Below are 15,706 nucleotides of genomic sequence, written 5' to 3'. Positions count from 1 at the left end.
CAGGTAACGAATCATTTAAAATACGATCCCGGTCATAAATCAAGAAATAAACCAAAAAACGTAATTGGAAGATAAAAATCTATAATTGCCTTCCCGCCGTTACCTGTTAAAACTCTGCTACGTCTTATGCTGTGATTGTTACTTTTACTGCTGTTTCCCCCCTACAAAAGGCATCACGATTATGAAGATGAAGAACATTTTACTTGCTGTTTGCACATCCCTTTTACTCACCAGCGTCGCAGGTCATGCCAAAGAAGTAAAAATCGGTATGGCGATTGATGATCTCCGCCTGGAACGCTGGCAGAAAGATCGCGATATTTTCGTCAACAAAGCTGAATCGCTTGGTGCGAAAGTATTTGTACAATCGGCGAATGGTAATGAAGAAACCCAAATGTCGCAGATTGAAAACATGATAAACCGGGGCGTGGATGTCCTTGTGATAATCCCTTACAACGGCCAGGTATTAAGCAATGTTATCAAAGAAGCAAAACAAGAAGGGATCAAGGTGCTGGCTTACGATCGCATGATCAATGATGCTGACATCGATTTTTATATCTCTTTCGATAATGAAAAAGTAGGTGAATTACAGGCTCAATCATTAGTCAATATTGTCCCCGAAGGGAATTATTTCCTGATGGGGGGCTCACCCGTTGATAACAACGCGAAGCTGTTCCGCGCTGGACAAATGAAAGTATTAAAACCGTATATCGACAGCGGAAAAATTAAGGTGGTGGGCGATCAATGGGTTGACGGCTGGTTACCGGAGAATGCGTTGAAGATTATGGAAAATGCGCTAACCGCCAACAATAACAAAATTGACGCAGTAGTTGCCTCAAATGACGCCACAGCTGGCGGTGCGATTCAGGCGCTGAGTGCGCAAGGATTATCAGGAAAAGTCGCTATTTCCGGACAAGATGCAGACCTTGCAGGCATCAAGCGCATTGTCGCCGGGACTCAAACCATGACGGTTTATAAACCTATTACATTGCTCGCAAATACCGCTGCGGAAATCGCCGTCGAACTGGGAAATGATCAACAGCCTAAAGCAGATACTTCGCTGAATAATGGCCTGAAAGATGTCCCTTCCCGACTACTCACACCTATTGATGTTAACAAAGATAATATTAACGAGACCGTCATTAAAGACGGATTCCACAAGAAAAGCGATCTGTAAGCCATGTGCCCTCTGCAAATCAGAGGGCAATAAAACGTGGTGTCAAATTCGCCACGGATATACGTGAATGTCCACGCAGGGTTCTCTTATTGGCTTATGTGGAGCAGTTATGCCATATCTTCTTGAAATGAAAAACATTACCAAGACATTCGGCGTAGTGAAGGCGGTTGATAACGTTAGCCTTAGGATCAATGCTGGCGAAATCATTTCATTATGCGGTGAAAATGGTTCGGGTAAATCGACGCTAATGAAAGTTCTGTGCGGAATTTACCCGCATGGAACCTACGAAGGCGAGATCATTTTTGCTGGCGAAGCCATCCGTGCCAGCCATATTCGTGATACCGAACGTAAGGGTATTGCGATCATCCACCAGGAATTAGCCCTGGTGAAAGAGTTAACAATACTGGAAAATATTTTCCTCGGTAACGAAATGACCCGTAACGGCGTTCTTGATTACGAGATGATGACGTTACGCTGTCAAAAATTACTCGATCAGGTCAGTTTGTCTATTTCGCCAGATACGCGCGTGGGCGATTTAGGATTAGGGCAACAACAGCTGGTAGAAATTGCAAAAGCGCTGAATAAGCAGGTCCGCTTACTTATTCTGGATGAACCAACGGCCTCCCTCACCGAGCAGGAAACTGCAATACTGCTGAATATTATACGTGACCTACAACAGCATGATATCGCCTGCATTTATATTTCACACAAATTGAATGAAGTTAAGGCCATCTCGAATACCATTTGCGTTATTCGCGACGGTAAACACATCGGCACACGCGATGCGACCAACATGACTGAAGACGATATTATCACCATGATGGTTGGTCGTGAGCTCACCGCACTTTACCCCAGCGAGCCTCATATCACGGGAGAAGAGATTTTACGGGTTGAGAATCTGACAGCCTGGCATCCCGTCAATCGCCATATAAAACGCGTCAACGACATTTCTTTCTCACTCAAGCAGGGCGAAATTCTCGGCATTGCCGGACTCGTCGGTGCAGGACGTACCGAAGCCGTACAGTGTCTGTTTGGCGTCTGGTCTGGTCGTTGGGAGGGAAAGATTTTTATTGAAGGCACTCAGGTGCATATCCATAACTGCCAGCAAGCTATTGCTCATGGCATCGCCATGGTGCCTGAAGACAGAAAAAAAGATGGCATTGTTCCGGTGATGGCTGTGGGGAAAAATATCACGCTGGCTGCACTCGATAAATTTACCGGGGGCATGAGCCATCTTGATGATGCCGCTGAACAAAAATGCATTCTGGAATCGCTTCAACAGCTCAAAGTAAAAACATCGTCCCCCGACCTTGCGATCGGGCGTCTGAGCGGAGGGAATCAGCAAAAAGCGATTCTCGCACGTTGCCTCCTGTTAAATCCCCGGATTCTCATTCTTGATGAACCCACCAGGGGTATTGATATCGGCGCCAAATATGAAATCTACAAACTCATCAACCAGCTCGTCCAGGAAGGCATTGCCGTGATTGTCATCTCCTCTGAATTACCTGAAGTGCTCGGACTAAGCGATCGCATCCTCGTGATGCATGAAGGAAAACTGAAAGCTAACCTGGTAAATCATAACCTGACTCAGGAGCAGGTGATGGAAGCCGCATTAAGGAGCGAACATCATGTCGAAAAACAATCCGTCTGAAGCGAAACTTTCTCCCTCTATCACAGGTGGTTTCCCAGCAATAAAATCGCTTAACTTGCAAGTCTTCGTCATGATTGCGGCGATTATCGTGATTATGCTGTTTTTCACGTGGACCACTGATGGCGCATACCTGAGCGCACGTAATGTCTCGAACCTGCTTCGACAGACTGCGATTACCGGTATTCTTGCCGTGGGTATGGTGTTTGTGATCATTTCCGCTGAAATCGATCTCTCTGTCGGTTCCATGATGGGATTATTGGGCGGCGTAGCGGCGATCTGTGATGTTTGGCTAGGCTGGCCTTTACCGCTGACGGTGATCGTAACCCTGACTCTGGGATTGCTCCTCGGGGCATGGAATGGATGGTGGGTTGCTTACCGCAAGGTTCCGTCGTTTATCGTCACCCTTGCGGGAATGCTGGCTTTCCGCGGTATTCTGATTGGCATCACCAACGGCACCACCGTATCCCCCACCAGCGCAGCAATGTCTCAGATTGGTCAGAGCTACTTGTCTGATGGCACAGGCTTTGTCATCGGTGCTCTCGGCTTAATGGCGTTTGTTGGCTGGCAATGGCGAGGCCGTATGCGTCGCCAGGCGTTAGGCCTTGCCACTCCCGCATCAACGTCGGCTGTGGGTCGCCAGGCATTCACAGCCATTGTCGTCTTAGGGGCAATCTGGCTATTAAACGATTATCGTGGTGTTCCAACGCCCGTCCTGCTGCTGACGCTGCTGCTGCTCGGTGGGATGTTTATGGCCACGCGCACTGCATTCGGTCGGAGAATTTACGCCATTGGCGGGAACCTGGAAGCCGCCCGCCTTTCAGGTATCAACGTTGAACGCACCAAACTTGCCGTCTTCGCTATTAATGGTTTGATGGTCGCCATTGCCGGGCTCATTCTTAGCTCCCGGCTTGGCGCAGGTTCCCCTTCCGCAGGGAACATTGCAGAACTGGATGCCATTGCCGCATGTGTCATCGGGGGAACCAGCCTGGCGGGAGGGGTCGGGAGTGTTGCTGGCGCCGTCATGGGCGCATTTATTATGGCTTCTCTCGATAATGGAATGAGTATGATGGACGTCCCCACCTTCTGGCAATACATAGTGAAAGGAGCGATATTGTTGTTGGCGGTATGGATGGACTCAGCAACCAAACGTCGTTCCTGAATTTAAGAAGTGGGTGTATCTCAATGCCGGTTAATGCAACCGGCATTGTCTTTTCTACATGATTCAGCAGGAAAAGAACCATGTTTTATAAACGTCATCGTATTACGTTGTTATTTAATGCCAATAAAGCCTACGACCGTCAGGTGGTTGAAGGGGTTGGCGAGTATCTGCAAGCGTCGCAATCGGAGTGGGATATCTTCATAGAAGAAGATTTTCGTGCTCGCATTGATAACATTAAAGAGTGGTTAGGCGACGGCGTTATTGCCGATTATGACGATGATGATATTGCGCAATTACTTGTCGATGTGGATGTTCCGATCATTGGCGTTGGGGGTTCCTACCATCTGCAGCAAGATTATCCACCAGTACATTACATTGCCACCGACAACCACGCGCTGGTAGAAAGCGCTTTCCTGCATCTGAAAGAGAAAGGGATTAACCGCTTTGCGTTTTATGGTCTTCCGGCTTCAAGCGGTAAACGCTGGGCCGCAGAACGTGAATATGCGTTTTGCCAGTTGGTTGCCAAAGAGAAGTACCGCGGCGTCGTCTATCAGGGGCTGGAAACCGCGCCGGAGAACTGGCAGCACGCGCAAAATAGGCTGGCGGACTGGCTGCAAACCTTACCTCCACAAACTGGGATTATCGCCGTCACCGACGCACGTGCGCGGCACGTTCTGCAGGCCTGTGAACATCTGCATATTCCGGTACCGGAAAAACTGTGCGTCATTGGTATCGATAACGAAGAGCTGACCCGTTACCTGTCACGAGTCGCCTTGTCCTCCGTCGCTCAGGGGGCCAGACAGATGGGATATCAGGCAGCCAAACTACTCCACCGCCTGCTGGCTCACGAAGAGATACCCTTACAGCGCATTCTGGTTCCTCCTGTACGCGTTGTTGCGCGTCAGTCTACAGATTATCGTTCACTTACCGATCCTGCCGTTATTCAGGCGATGCATTACATTCGCAACCATGCCTGCAAAGGTATCAAGGTTGATCAAGTGTTGGACTCAGTAGGGATTTCACGTTCGAATCTGGAGAAGCGCTTTAAAGAAGAGGTCGGAGAGACCATTCACGCCGTGATTCATGCCGAAAAGCTGGAAAAGGCGCGCAGCCTGTTGATTTCTACCACGCTTTCAATCAACGAAATTTCACAGATGTGCGGCTACCCATCTCTGCAGTATTTCTATTCGGTATTCAAGAAAGAGTACGACACGACGCCAAAAGAGTATCGCGATGTGAACAGTGAAGTGTTGCTATAAGGATGATAGCCGGAGGGCGAAGTCGCCATCCGGCACTCGAAATTACATATGCGCGGCGATTAAACGCTGGTTGTCCTGATACATTGCAAACAGATAGTTGTTATAACTCTGTCCCTTAGTGGAATAACCCTTAAGTTTATGGATCATCGCGGTGGCGGTGACTTCCTGATCGGCTTTACGCAACTGCGCACGTGACTTACGGAAGGAAGAGTAGGCCGGATGCGTATTCAAATTAATGACGTAAGCATTCACCGACTCTTTCACTGATTCAAATTGTGAGTAGCCTTTGACCTTACCCGGTGCATTGTTACAACGACCCTTGCCACATTTCATGCCAAACAGGTTGTTGTTGCTCCGCGCCAGCTTCGACGTACCCCAGCCGCTTTCTGCCGCAGCCATGGTTGCCACCATACTGGTCGGGATAATGTCTACACGTTCAAGCAGCGTATTCCACGGAATTTTACGCGTGTTACCAGACCAGTTCACCTTGTAGCGCTTCGCGATGTCTTTCATACGCGTACGCTCAGTCGGTGACCAGCGGTTCTGGTACTGTTTTGAAATCAGCCAGTTACGGTCCGCCGTAATGGCAGCATTTTGACTGGTAATATAAGGCATAACCGTCCGGAGAAACGCTTTTTTCCTTGGTGTTCCGGAAGGGTATTTTCGCAAATCAGGAAGTGAACTACTCTTTGCACTATTGCGAGAATACTCTTGTTTACTGCTAACCTGTTTATTACTTGCCTTGGTTATCTGGGGCTTGTGACTCGTTGTCGCCGTGTGTGTCTTTGCCAGCACCTCACCCGAAAATGCAACGGTGAGTAACATAAGAATCATTGCCCCATATCGTCGAATGGGAGTCAATATCATTAGGTCTCCTGGTCGGATTTATACATTCCAACACCTTATATTTTTCACAAAAATGAGAGATGAATCTCAAATCATATCAAAAATAGCCGTCAAGAGCACCCACAGGAATAGTCCAATTCTGAAACTATGTCACGTATAAACGGTTCTGGGTGTCATTAATTCGAAGAAAATGTGGAGGTTATCGCAAAATCAGTTCATTTTTTGCGCGCGATCGCTCACCCTCACTTCTCCTCCTGGCGGAATCAACTCAAAGGAGGAGTTTCCGGCCTGATTTCACTGGCAAACTGGCGAAAATCGCAGCACCAAGGACAGCACTATGAAACTTGCCGCCGTTGCGTTGGCGCTAATGCCCGGCATTGCCATCGCCTCATCATGGACGTCTCAAGGACTTCCCACCTTCGAAGCGGAAGGTACGGGTAAATTCGTCAGCCATGCAGCGTTGACGAAGGGTACCCGTCCTTTAACCCTGAATTTTGACCAACAGTGCTGGCAGCCTGCTGATGCGATAAAACTCAACCAGATGCTGTCGCTAAAACCTTGTGAAGGCACGCCGCCACAGTGGCGTTTATTCAAAGACGGCGATTACACGCTGGAAATCGATACCCGCTCCGGTACGCCGACGCTGATGCTGTTGGTAAAAAGTGCTAAGGACACCGTCACCCCCCAGATTCGCCAATGCCCGAAATGGGACGGTTCACCATTAACGCTGGACGTGAGCCAGACCTTCCCGGAAGGTGCCGTGGTGCGTGATTTCTACAGCCAGCAAACGGCAACGGTAAAAAACGGGTCGATTACCCTACAACCCGCCGCAACCAGTAACGGGCTGTTGCTACTGGAACGGGCGGAAACCGATGCCCCCGCCGCTTTCGACTGGAATAACGCCACGGTGTATTTCGTCCTGACGGACCGCTTTGTGAATGGCGATCCGAGTAACGACCACAGCTATGGGCGTCGCAACGACGGCATGCAGGAAATTGGCACTTTCCACGGTGGCGATTTGCGCGGGCTCGCCAGCAAACTCGACTACCTGCAACAGTTAGGCGTCAACGCCCTGTGGATCAGCGCGCCGTTTGAGCAAATCCACGGCTGGGTCGGCGGTGGCGCCAAAGGGGACTTCCCCCACTACGCTTACCACGGCTACTACACCCAGGACTGGACCACGCTTGACGCCAATATGGGAAACGAAGCGGACCTGCGTGCGCTGGTTGATGGCGCACACCAGCGCGGCATCCGTGTCTTGTTTGATGTGGTGATGAACCATACCGGCTACGCCACGCTGGCGGATATGCAGGAGTATCAGTTTGGGGCACTGTACCTATCGGGCGATGAGCTGAAAAAAACGCTCGGGGAACGCTGGACGGACTGGCAGCCATCCGCCGGGCAAAGCTGGCACAGTTTCAATGATTACATCAACTTTAGCGATAAAGCTGGCTGGGAAAAATGGTGGGGAAAAAACTGGATCCGCACCGATATTGCCGATTACGACAATCCTGGCTTTGACGACCTGACGATGTCGCTGGCTTTCCTGCCCGATCTGAAAACCGAATCCACCACGCCTTCCGGGCTGCCAAACTTTTATCAGCACAAGCCGGATACGCACGCCAAAGCCATCGCCGGTTACACGCCCCGGGATTATCTGACGCACTGGCTCAGTCAGTGGGTGCGTGATTATGGGATTGACGGCTTTCGGGTCGACACCGCTAAACACGTCGAGCTTCCCGCCTGGCAGCAGCTAAAAACACAAGCCAGCGCGGCGCTGGTCGAATGGAAGAAAGCCAATCCGGAAAAAGCGCTGGATGATAACCCCTTCTGGATGACTGGCGAGGCCTGGGGTCACGGTGTGATGCAAAGCGACTATTACCGTCACGGCTTCGATGCGATGATCAATTTCGACTACCAGGAGCAGGCGGCAAAGGCCGTTGATTGTCTGGCAAATATGGACCCCACCTGGCAGCAGATGGCGGATAAATTGCAGGACTTCAACGTCCTGAGCTATCTCTCCTCGCACGATACACGTCTGTTCCGCGAAGGTGGAGACAAAGCCGCCGAGCTATTGCTGCTGGCACCTGGCGCGGTTCAACTCTTTTATGGCGACGAGTCGGCCCGCCCCTTTGGCCCAACCGGCTCAGACCCATTACAGGGTACGCGCTCAGAGATGAACTGGCAGGATGTGACCGGGAAATCTGCCGCCATCGTCGCACACTGGCAGCGAATCAGTCAGTTCAGGGCCAGACATCCCGCCATTGGTGCCGGTAAACAAATCACGCTGCCGCTGACGCAGGGATACGGATTTATTCGTGAGCATGGCGACGATAAGGTGATGGTGGTGTGGGCCGGTCAGCCCTGATCCCGGCAGGCTTCTCGCTGTGCACGCAGCGGGAAGCCTTACTCAACATTAAAAACCAGCCAAATAAAAATCATTAGCACAAAATCTCAATCCGGCCTGATACCCCTGATTTGCACCCTGCCATGGGTAGCGCTATGGTTAGCCACTTTATTACTCAGTTCGACAGACCACCTGCTATGACATTCTCACTTTTTGGCGACAAATTTACCCGCCATTCAGGCATCACACGCCTGATGGAGGACCTTAACGACGGTTTACGCACCCCAGGCGCCATCATGCTCGGTGGCGGCAATCCGGCGCAAATTCCAGAGATGCAAAATTACTTTCAATCTCTGCTGGCAGATATGCTGGAAAACGGCAAAGCCACTGATGCGCTTTGCAATTACGATGGTCCACAAGGTAAAACCGAGCTGCTGACAGAGCTGGCGAAACTGCTACGTGAGAAGCAGGGTTGGGATATCGAGCCACAAAATATTGCACTGACAAATGGCAGTCAGAGCGCATTTTTCTACTTATTCAATCTGTTCGCCGGACGCCGCGCCGACGGAACAACGCAAAAAGTGTTGTTCCCGTTAGCTCCGGAATACATTGGCTATGCCGATTCCGGGCTGGAAGAGGATCTCTTTGTCTCCGCGCGTCCAAACATCGAACTGTTACCAGAAGGTCAGTTTAAGTATCACGTTGATTTTGAACACCTGCACATCGGTGAAGAGACGGGCATGATCTGCGTGTCACGTCCGACAAACCCGACAGGCAACGTGATCACCGATGAAGAGCTGATGAAGCTGGACCGGCTGGCCAACCAGCATGGGATCCCGCTGGTGATTGATAACGCCTATGGCGTACCGTTCCCCGGCATCATCTTTAGCGAAGCGCGCCCGCTGTGGAACCCCAACATTGTGCTGTGCATGAGCCTTTCCAAGCTGGGTCTACCAGGCTCCCGCTGCGGCATCATTATCGCGAATGAAAAAATCATCACCGCCATCACCAACATGAACGGCATTATCAGCCTCGCGCCTGGCGGAATGGGTCCGGCAATCATGTGCGAAATGATTAAGCGCAACGACCTTCTGCGCCTGTCCGAGACGGTGATCAAGCCGTTTTATTATCAGCGCGTTCAGGAGACGATTGCGATCATTCGCCGCTATTTATCTGAAGATCGGTGCCTTATTCATAAACCGGAGGGCGCGATTTTCCTGTGGTTATGGTTCAAAGATTTGCCTATCAGCACCGAACTGTTGTATCAGCGTCTGAAAGCGCGCGGCGTGCTGATGGTTCCCGGTGACTATTTCTTCCCGGGTCTGGATAAACCCTGGCCGCATACCCATCAGTGTATGCGGATGAACTACGTGCCAGAACCGGAGAAAATCGAAGCTGGAGTGAAGATTCTGGCTGAAGAGATCGAACGCGCCTGGCAGGAAGGCTAACGCAAGTCCCGACCTAACTACAGGTCGGGACTCAAATTACTGTGGAAGTGAACACAGACGCTGGCGCTGAATACTGACGGCATCTATACACTGCAACGCGCTGGTCGGGCAGGCTTCGACACACGCCGGCCCCGCATCACGGTGCCAGCATAAATCGCACTTTATCGCCTGTACCCGCGACGAGCGGGCGACGACATTCATTGCCCCAAACGGGCAGGCCAGCATACAACTTTTACAGCCAATACAACGCGCCTGTTCAACGAAGATATGCCCATGTTCACGACGAATTGCGTGCGTCGGGCAGACATTTGCACAGGGAGCGTCCTCGCACTGATGGCAGGCGACTGCCGTCGTAAAGGCGTCGTCTTTGATCACGCGGATGCGCGGGGTAAACGCAGTGGAAGAGACCGACGCGCAGTCCTGGTTTTGCTGGTGCGCGACGACGCAAGCAACTTCGCAGGTACGACACCCAATACATTTTGCCGCATCCGCCATAATAAACTCGTTCATTGCTCCCTCCGTCTGCGTGAAAACCACAGAGTGCCAGAGAGGTTGCCCCTGACGCCTTGATCGGACAGGGGAAACGGTTAAATATTGTCAGGTGCCTAAACAACTATGGCGATCCGCCTAATCACGAACGGTAAAACCCAGCTCATTGGAAATGGCCGGATGACGATGCTTCGGGTCTTATCCAGTCTACCGCATTGAAAAGATTGCCCTCCTCCCTGAGGACAAACGGGTGAGAATCAGAAACGCCAGGTCAGACCGGACATAAAGGTAAAGCTGTCATCACGGTCAACCATCGGGCTATTTTTAATATCATCTGGCAGCGCACTATAGTTGGCGCTGGCCAGCAGCGTCAGATTGCTGGTCAATGCGTATTTAGCGGACAGGCCAACATACGGTGTCCAGCTATCGCCAGGGGAGTAACTTGATAACCCACTACGGCGGGATTCATTGCCAGAGATGCCGTAGTAATATTCGTTGAAGTTTTCGTCATAGTAGAGCACGCCAATCGCCGGCGTCAGCGTCAGCTTGCCCATCGGCATTTGGCGAAACAGAGACATTTCCCCAACCCAACCGTTGCTGTTGTCCAGCACATCCGCTGCTGCGGAGACTTTCACGCTGCCCCATTTCTCATGGTGATACCATGCAGCACCCGCCATCGCGGTTGCGTCACGCTTGTTCAGTTGCTTCATCGCTTGATCGTCGTTATCACCCGGATCAAACTCAAGCGGCATGTACGAGGCAGTAATGCTGAATTCATTACTTTCATTTTTTGAAAGAATATAACCTAACGTTGTTTGCCTAAAATAAAATGATTCACTTTCATAACTGACAAGCGGTACTGCGTGAACGTTATCATTATATCCACGATAAGGAGATTCGTTATATACAGCGCCGCCGCCAATAGAAAATTCTGCGGCAGTTGCGCTCGCCATAAATGAAAAGGCGAATAGCGCCACAATATTGCGTTTAATTAACATGCCCACATTCCATTTTAAAATAAGATACAAAACGCGTGCATAATAATGCTTACAATTTCATCGGTGCAAGATTCATATTTATATAGTAATATATACAAACATATATATATTGGGTTTGGCGATGAACAAATTACAACTCAAACACCGGGAACTGAAGATTATTTCGGTAATTGCTGCCAGTGAAAACATCAGTCATGCCGCTACGGTTCTCGGCATCGCACAAGCCAACGTTAGTAAGTACCTTGCTGATTTTGAATCCAAAGTTGGACTAAAGGTATTTGATCGCACCACTCGACAGCCCACCCTCACACCGTTTGGTACAGCGCTGCTTCCTTACATCAATGACATGTTGGACAGAAACGATCAGCTCAATAATTTCATTGCTGATTATAAGCACGAAAAACGTGGCCGGGTAACCGTATATGCTCCGACGGGCATAATTGCTTATTTATCGCAACATGTGATCGCAAAAATTCAGGATATCGGTGGAATTAGCCTCTCACTTAAAACATGTAACCTGGAACGAAAGGCATTTTTTGAAGGTGTCGACTTCCCTGAAGATTGTGATATTTTAATCACCTATGCACATCCTAAAGATGAATCTCTGGTTGCCAGTTTCATTACTAAATATGCGGTGACGGCTTTTGCCAGCCCTGAGTATATCAAAGCACATCCTATTAGTAGCCCTGATGAACTGGAAGAACATTCCTGTATCCTGATTGATTCCATGATGATAGATGAGGCTAATATCTGGCGTTTCACTTCTGCCGGAGGCAAGGAGATGCACGATTATCGGGTAACCGGAAATTATGTCTGCGACAATACACAGTCTGCACTGGCGCTGGCACGTAACCATCTGGGCATTGTTTTTGCGCCAAATGCGAGTGTACAAAAAGATGTTGAATCCGGGTCGCTGGTTCCATGTTTCTCAGAACAACATGAATGGTGGCTGGATTTGGTGGTGATTTTCCGCAAACGTGAATACCAGCCGTGGCGGGTACAGTTTATTCTTGATGAGATGTTGGCAGAGATCCGCCAGCAACTTACTCAGGCGCTGGAACAGCAGCCTGAGTAAGCGAAATTAGGGTACCAGGTTCAAAATGGTAAGCAAAATAGCCTGCGCCTAGTGATCGAGATACAGATAATGCACCCAACTGGTCATGCGCAGCAGAACCTTACGCATCACTGACACATGGGTGAAGTGATCAGAATAAACCGCGACCTGCGCATAAATCCCATCAGGCAGAGCGTTCACATCCACATTATCATTCAGCTCAATCGTGGCGATCACCCCTTCCGATCCGGGCGTAGAATTTAAGGATTGCAGCGCCCCATTCGACTGGTATGTCCCCCCCGGTACGGCCGGGCTGATGGCAGCCAGTTTGCCGCTGAAAACCTTACCCGGCAGGGCGTTAAACACCACTTCAGCTTCATCGCCTGGCTCCAATCGCAGCAACGAGTTTTGCCGGAACTGAGCGATAATTTGCCGTTTTTGATCCGGGATAAACACCATCACCGGACGCATAGGCAGCGCGGCGGCATAGGTTCCCGGTCGCATCAGCACCTGCGTAACGTAACCATCGCTGGGCGCGCGAACCACTGTCTGGTCCAGGTTGAACTCCGCTTCGGCTAACTGCGCTTTCAGGCTGGCAATTTGCGAATTCTCACCCTGCACCAGGCTGTCTAACTGACTCTGGATTTGCTGTTGTTCCGCAACGGAGGATTTCACCGCTGCTTCCTGCGCCAGATAGTTTTGCCGCGCCGCATCGATATCGCGTTCAGAAAAAGGATTGACCTTTGCCTGACTCCCCTGCGCATAGCGCTGGTAATCTTTAGCTAACTTGTCACGCGTAGCCTTTGCCCGCTGCGTGTTGGCTTGCATTTCGTCTAACTGCGCCACCAGCACCTGCTCTTTATGTTGTGCAGTGACAATATCAGCTTTCAGGCGATCAACTCGTGCCTGGTAACGTCCTGGATTAAGTTTAAACAGTACCTCACCTTTTTTGATCAGCGTATTCTTCTTATCCGTCACTTCCGTCACGACCCCCGTGACCTGCGGTACTACGGGAATAGAAATTACTGCCTTTTGCGCCTTAAATGTATACGGATGGTTATAATTCATCAGTAATATAAGCCCGCAAACAATGAATATACCGCCCAATGCTGCAGTGGGTACTGTCCATTTATTGGCAGGAATTTTAAAAATCTTAAATATTGACCATGCGCACGCCACATAGGTCAGAACGATCAATAAATCCATCGATATTACTCCGCCGGAGAGGTCTTCGCCTCACCCAGTTTCTTTTCCAGATCGGCAACCCTGGCCTGCAACTGGATCAGGGAAGAATCCGCGCTTTGCATACCCCACCCGCGTTCCGGGCGATAAAGCGTTGCCCAGATCCATAAAAAGGGCCACATGACATGTAAGGTAAACAAACTCACCCAGCCTGCGACATGTATTGCGTCAGCATGAGGATGGTTACGTTTCTTTGCAATGAGATAGGGAATATCATGCAGAATAATAATCCCGTAAAAAATGACCAGGAATACAAAAATAAGCACTCCTAATGCAAAATAATTAAGGAACATATTTGCCTCAGGGATTTAAATTAAAAATTCGGCTGCAATTTGATTTACACAATAGAGTTGATAATAGTAGTGGAATGACCAGATTGGATGCAATCGTCTTATTTATATAACGATATATGGGTTTATATATAACTGCAGAATAAAGATATGCCCGGCGCAAAACCGGGCAATAAGTGATGAGAAATTAAAATAGTCCCAGCGGTTTATCCGAGTAGCTCACCAGCAGACATTTGGTTTGCTGATAATGCTCGAGCATCATCTTATGCGTCTCGCGCCCGATGCCTGACTGCTTATAACCACCGAATGCCGCATGGGCCGGGTAAGCATGGTAACAGTTGGTCCATACACGCCCCGCCTGAATCCCACGGCCCATCTTGTACGCCAGATTTCCGTTACGGCTCCAGACGCCAGCGCCAAGCCCATATTGGGTGTCATTGGCGATTTCCAGCGCCTCTTCCATGGTTTTAAAGGTCGTGACGGCCAGCACGGGCCCGAAGATCTCTTCCTGGAAAACCCGCATGTTGTTCTTGCCAAACAGAATGGTTGGTTCGAGGTAATAACCTTCTTTTAAGTCGCCATCCAGTTGCTTGCGCCGCCCGCCGGTGAGAACATCAGCCCCTTCTTTCTTACCAATATCGATGTAATTCAAAATGGTTTCCAGTTGACCATGCGACACCTGCGCACCCATTTGCGTCACGCTGTCTAACGGGTTGCCGCTGTGAATACTCTCCACCCGGCGGATAGCTCTTTCCATAAAACGTTCGTAAATAGATTCCTGTACTAACGCACGGCTCGGACAGGTACACACTTCCCCCTGATTGAAGGCAAACAGCGCGAAACCTTCCAGCGCTTTGTCAAAAAACGCATCCTCTTCATCCATCACATCAGCGAAGAAGATATTGGGCGATTTCCCACCCAGCTCCAGAGTGACGGGAATAATGTTCTGCGTGGCGTATTGCATGATCTGCTGCCCAACTTCCGTTGAGCCGGTAAACGCCACTTTCGCAATGCGTTTAGACGTCGCCAGATACTCACCGATTTCCCCACCCGCACCGTTTACCACGTTCACCACGCCTGGCGGGAGCAGATCGCCGATGACTTCCATCAGCAACAGCACGGACAGCGGCGTGAGGCGCGCGGGTTTAAGCACGACGCAGTTACCCGCCGCCAGCGCGGGCGCCATCTTCCAGCTGGCCATCAGCAACGGGAAGTTCCACGGGATAATTTGCCCTACCACGCCAAGAGGTTCATGGAAGTGATAAGCCACGGTCTCGCTATCAACCTCGCTTATACCCCCTTCCTGCGCACGAATACAGGAAGCGAAATAGCGGAAATGGTCAATCGCCAGCGGAACATCTGCCGCGCTGGTTTCGCGGATGGGCTTACCGTTATCCCAGGTTTCTGCCGTCGCCAGCAGTTCCAGGTTTTGCTCCATACGATCGGCGATTTTGAACAGTATCGCCGCCCTGTCCTGCACGGATGTCTGCGCCCACTTGTCTTTTACTTTGTGCGCGGCATCCAGTGCCAGATCAATATCCTTTTTGCCGGAAGAGGCCACTTCGCACAGTAATTGCCCAGTTACCGGCGTCAGGTTTTGGTAATACTCGCCGTCCACCGGGGCAACCCAGTCACCGCCGATAAAGTTATCGTATCGGGCTTTTAACTTCAGAGGGTAACCATACTCGCCGGGATAAATACGCGTTGAAGGGGGGTTATTGGTCATGACCATCTCCTTGCTGTAGGGGT

Annotated in this window: 13 protein-coding genes; 7 read left to right on the top strand and 6 right to left on the bottom strand. The window is 50.3% G+C overall.

Annotation, left to right across the window (positions count from 1 at the left end; all coding sequences use genetic code 11):
• Window positions 1-181: 181 nt before the first annotated feature.
• The 4 genes from xylF to xylR all read left to right on the top strand — a co-directional run bounded on the left by xylF (window position 182) and on the right by xylR (window position 5,243).
• Entirely contained in the window at window positions 182-1,174 is a 993-nt protein-coding gene (gene xylF, locus O6D90_RS00880) for a D-xylose ABC transporter substrate-binding protein (protein ID WP_016154926.1), read from the top strand.
• A 109-nt stretch (window positions 1,175-1,283) separates the two neighbouring features.
• Window positions 1,284-2,825: a xylose ABC transporter ATP-binding protein gene (locus O6D90_RS00875; RefSeq protein WP_016154927.1), complete on the top strand. Its 1,542-nt coding sequence runs from the start codon at window positions 1,284-1,286 to the stop codon at window positions 2,823-2,825.
• Window positions 2,803-3,984 (top strand): xylose ABC transporter permease XylH, encoded by a 1,182-nt coding sequence (gene xylH / locus O6D90_RS00870; protein ID WP_016154928.1) that lies wholly within the window; start codon window positions 2,803-2,805, stop codon window positions 3,982-3,984. The genes O6D90_RS00875 and xylH overlap by 23 nt, the downstream gene beginning before the upstream one ends.
• 80 nt (window positions 3,985-4,064) lie before the next feature.
• Window positions 4,065-5,243, top strand: a complete 1,179-nt coding sequence (xylR, locus tag O6D90_RS00865) for a D-xylose utilization transcriptional activator XylR (RefSeq protein WP_016154929.1) — start codon at window positions 4,065-4,067, stop codon at window positions 5,241-5,243.
• 42 nt (window positions 5,244-5,285) lie between these two features.
• Here the strand turns inward: xylR and O6D90_RS00860 are convergent, their stop codons facing one another.
• Window positions 5,286-6,110: a protein bax gene (locus tag O6D90_RS00860; RefSeq protein WP_016154930.1), complete on the bottom strand. Its 825-nt coding sequence runs from the start codon at window positions 6,108-6,110 to the stop codon at window positions 5,286-5,288.
• A 316-nt stretch (window positions 6,111-6,426) separates the two neighbouring features.
• On the opposite strand from O6D90_RS00860, the gene malS reads away from it, so the two are divergent.
• A complete protein-coding gene (malS, locus tag O6D90_RS00855; protein ID WP_016157732.1) occupies window positions 6,427-8,457 on the top strand; it encodes an alpha-amylase in 2,031 nt (676 codons plus the stop codon).
• A gap of 176 nt (window positions 8,458-8,633) precedes the next feature.
• Window positions 8,634-9,884, top strand: coding sequence for a valine--pyruvate transaminase (gene avtA, locus O6D90_RS00850; RefSeq protein ID WP_032931931.1), 1,251 nt, complete (start codon window positions 8,634-8,636; stop codon window positions 9,882-9,884).
• A gap of 36 nt (window positions 9,885-9,920) precedes the next feature.
• Here avtA and O6D90_RS00845 read toward each other — a convergent pair whose 3' ends face one another.
• Window positions 9,921-10,394, bottom strand: a complete 474-nt coding sequence (locus tag O6D90_RS00845; protein ID WP_016157734.1) for a 4Fe-4S dicluster domain-containing protein — start codon at window positions 10,392-10,394, stop codon at window positions 9,921-9,923.
• Between the two features lie 236 nt (window positions 10,395-10,630).
• Window positions 10,631-11,371 carry a MipA/OmpV family protein gene (locus O6D90_RS00840; RefSeq protein WP_016154944.1) on the bottom strand — a complete coding sequence of 247 codons (741 nt, stop codon included), beginning with the start codon at window positions 11,369-11,371 and terminating at the stop codon, window positions 10,631-10,633.
• Window positions 11,372-11,492: 121 nt separating this feature from the next.
• Here O6D90_RS00840 and O6D90_RS00835 point away from each other — a divergent pair, with 121 nt between their 5' ends.
• Window positions 11,493-12,446: a LysR family transcriptional regulator gene (locus tag O6D90_RS00835; RefSeq protein WP_271143235.1), complete on the top strand. Its 954-nt coding sequence runs from the start codon at window positions 11,493-11,495 to the stop codon at window positions 12,444-12,446.
• A 48-nt stretch (window positions 12,447-12,494) separates the two neighbouring features.
• On the opposite strand, the gene O6D90_RS00830 is transcribed toward O6D90_RS00835, so the two are convergent.
• The 3 genes from O6D90_RS00830 to aldB form a co-directional block, all read right to left on the bottom strand.
• Complete coding sequence (locus tag O6D90_RS00830) at window positions 12,495-13,631, bottom strand: HlyD family secretion protein (RefSeq protein WP_016154946.1); 1,137 nt, start codon at window positions 13,629-13,631, stop codon at window positions 12,495-12,497.
• A gap of 5 nt (window positions 13,632-13,636) precedes the next feature.
• Window positions 13,637-13,960 (bottom strand): DUF3302 domain-containing protein, encoded by a 324-nt coding sequence (locus O6D90_RS00825; RefSeq protein WP_016154947.1) that lies wholly within the window; start codon window positions 13,958-13,960, stop codon window positions 13,637-13,639.
• Window positions 13,961-14,144: 184 nt separating this feature from the next.
• Window positions 14,145-15,683 (bottom strand): aldehyde dehydrogenase AldB, encoded by a 1,539-nt coding sequence (aldB, locus tag O6D90_RS00820; protein WP_016157736.1) that lies wholly within the window; start codon window positions 15,681-15,683, stop codon window positions 14,145-14,147.
• Window positions 15,684-15,706: the final 23 nt, after the last annotated feature.

Origin of the sequence: Citrobacter sp. 21OH12SH02A-Citro (genome assembly GCF_027919895.1) — a bacterium.
GTDB classification, from domain to species: domain Bacteria; phylum Pseudomonadota; class Gammaproteobacteria; order Enterobacterales; family Enterobacteriaceae; genus Citrobacter; species Citrobacter braakii.
This window is presented reverse-complemented; position numbering and strand designations above follow the sequence as displayed.

Bases quoted from the DNA above. Each gene is read 5' to 3' on its own strand.
- xylF (WP_016154926.1), top strand. From the start codon at position 182: ATGAAGATGAAGAACATTTTACTTGCTGTTTGCACATCCCTTTTACTC.
- O6D90_RS00875 (WP_016154927.1), top strand. From the start codon at position 1,284: ATGCCATATCTTCTTGAAATGAAAAACATTACCAAGACATTCGGCGTA.
- xylH (WP_016154928.1), top strand. From the start codon at position 2,803: ATGTCGAAAAACAATCCGTCTGAAGCGAAACTTTCTCCCTCTATCACA.
- xylR (WP_016154929.1), top strand. From the start codon at position 4,065: ATGTTTTATAAACGTCATCGTATTACGTTGTTATTTAATGCCAATAAA.
- O6D90_RS00860 (WP_016154930.1), bottom strand. From the start codon at position 6,110: ATGATATTGACTCCCATTCGACGATATGGGGCAATGATTCTTATGTTA.
- malS (WP_016157732.1), top strand. From the start codon at position 6,427: ATGAAACTTGCCGCCGTTGCGTTGGCGCTAATGCCCGGCATTGCCATC.
- avtA (WP_032931931.1), top strand. From the start codon at position 8,634: ATGACATTCTCACTTTTTGGCGACAAATTTACCCGCCATTCAGGCATC.
- O6D90_RS00845 (WP_016157734.1), bottom strand. From the start codon at position 10,394: ATGAACGAGTTTATTATGGCGGATGCGGCAAAATGTATTGGGTGTCGT.
- O6D90_RS00840 (WP_016154944.1), bottom strand. From the start codon at position 11,371: ATGTTAATTAAACGCAATATTGTGGCGCTATTCGCCTTTTCATTTATG.
- O6D90_RS00835 (WP_271143235.1), top strand. From the start codon at position 11,493: ATGAACAAATTACAACTCAAACACCGGGAACTGAAGATTATTTCGGTA.
- O6D90_RS00830 (WP_016154946.1), bottom strand. From the start codon at position 13,631: ATGGATTTATTGATCGTTCTGACCTATGTGGCGTGCGCATGGTCAATA.
- O6D90_RS00825 (WP_016154947.1), bottom strand. From the start codon at position 13,960: ATGTTCCTTAATTATTTTGCATTAGGAGTGCTTATTTTTGTATTCCTG.
- aldB (WP_016157736.1), bottom strand. From the start codon at position 15,683: ATGACCAATAACCCCCCTTCAACGCGTATTTATCCCGGCGAGTATGGT.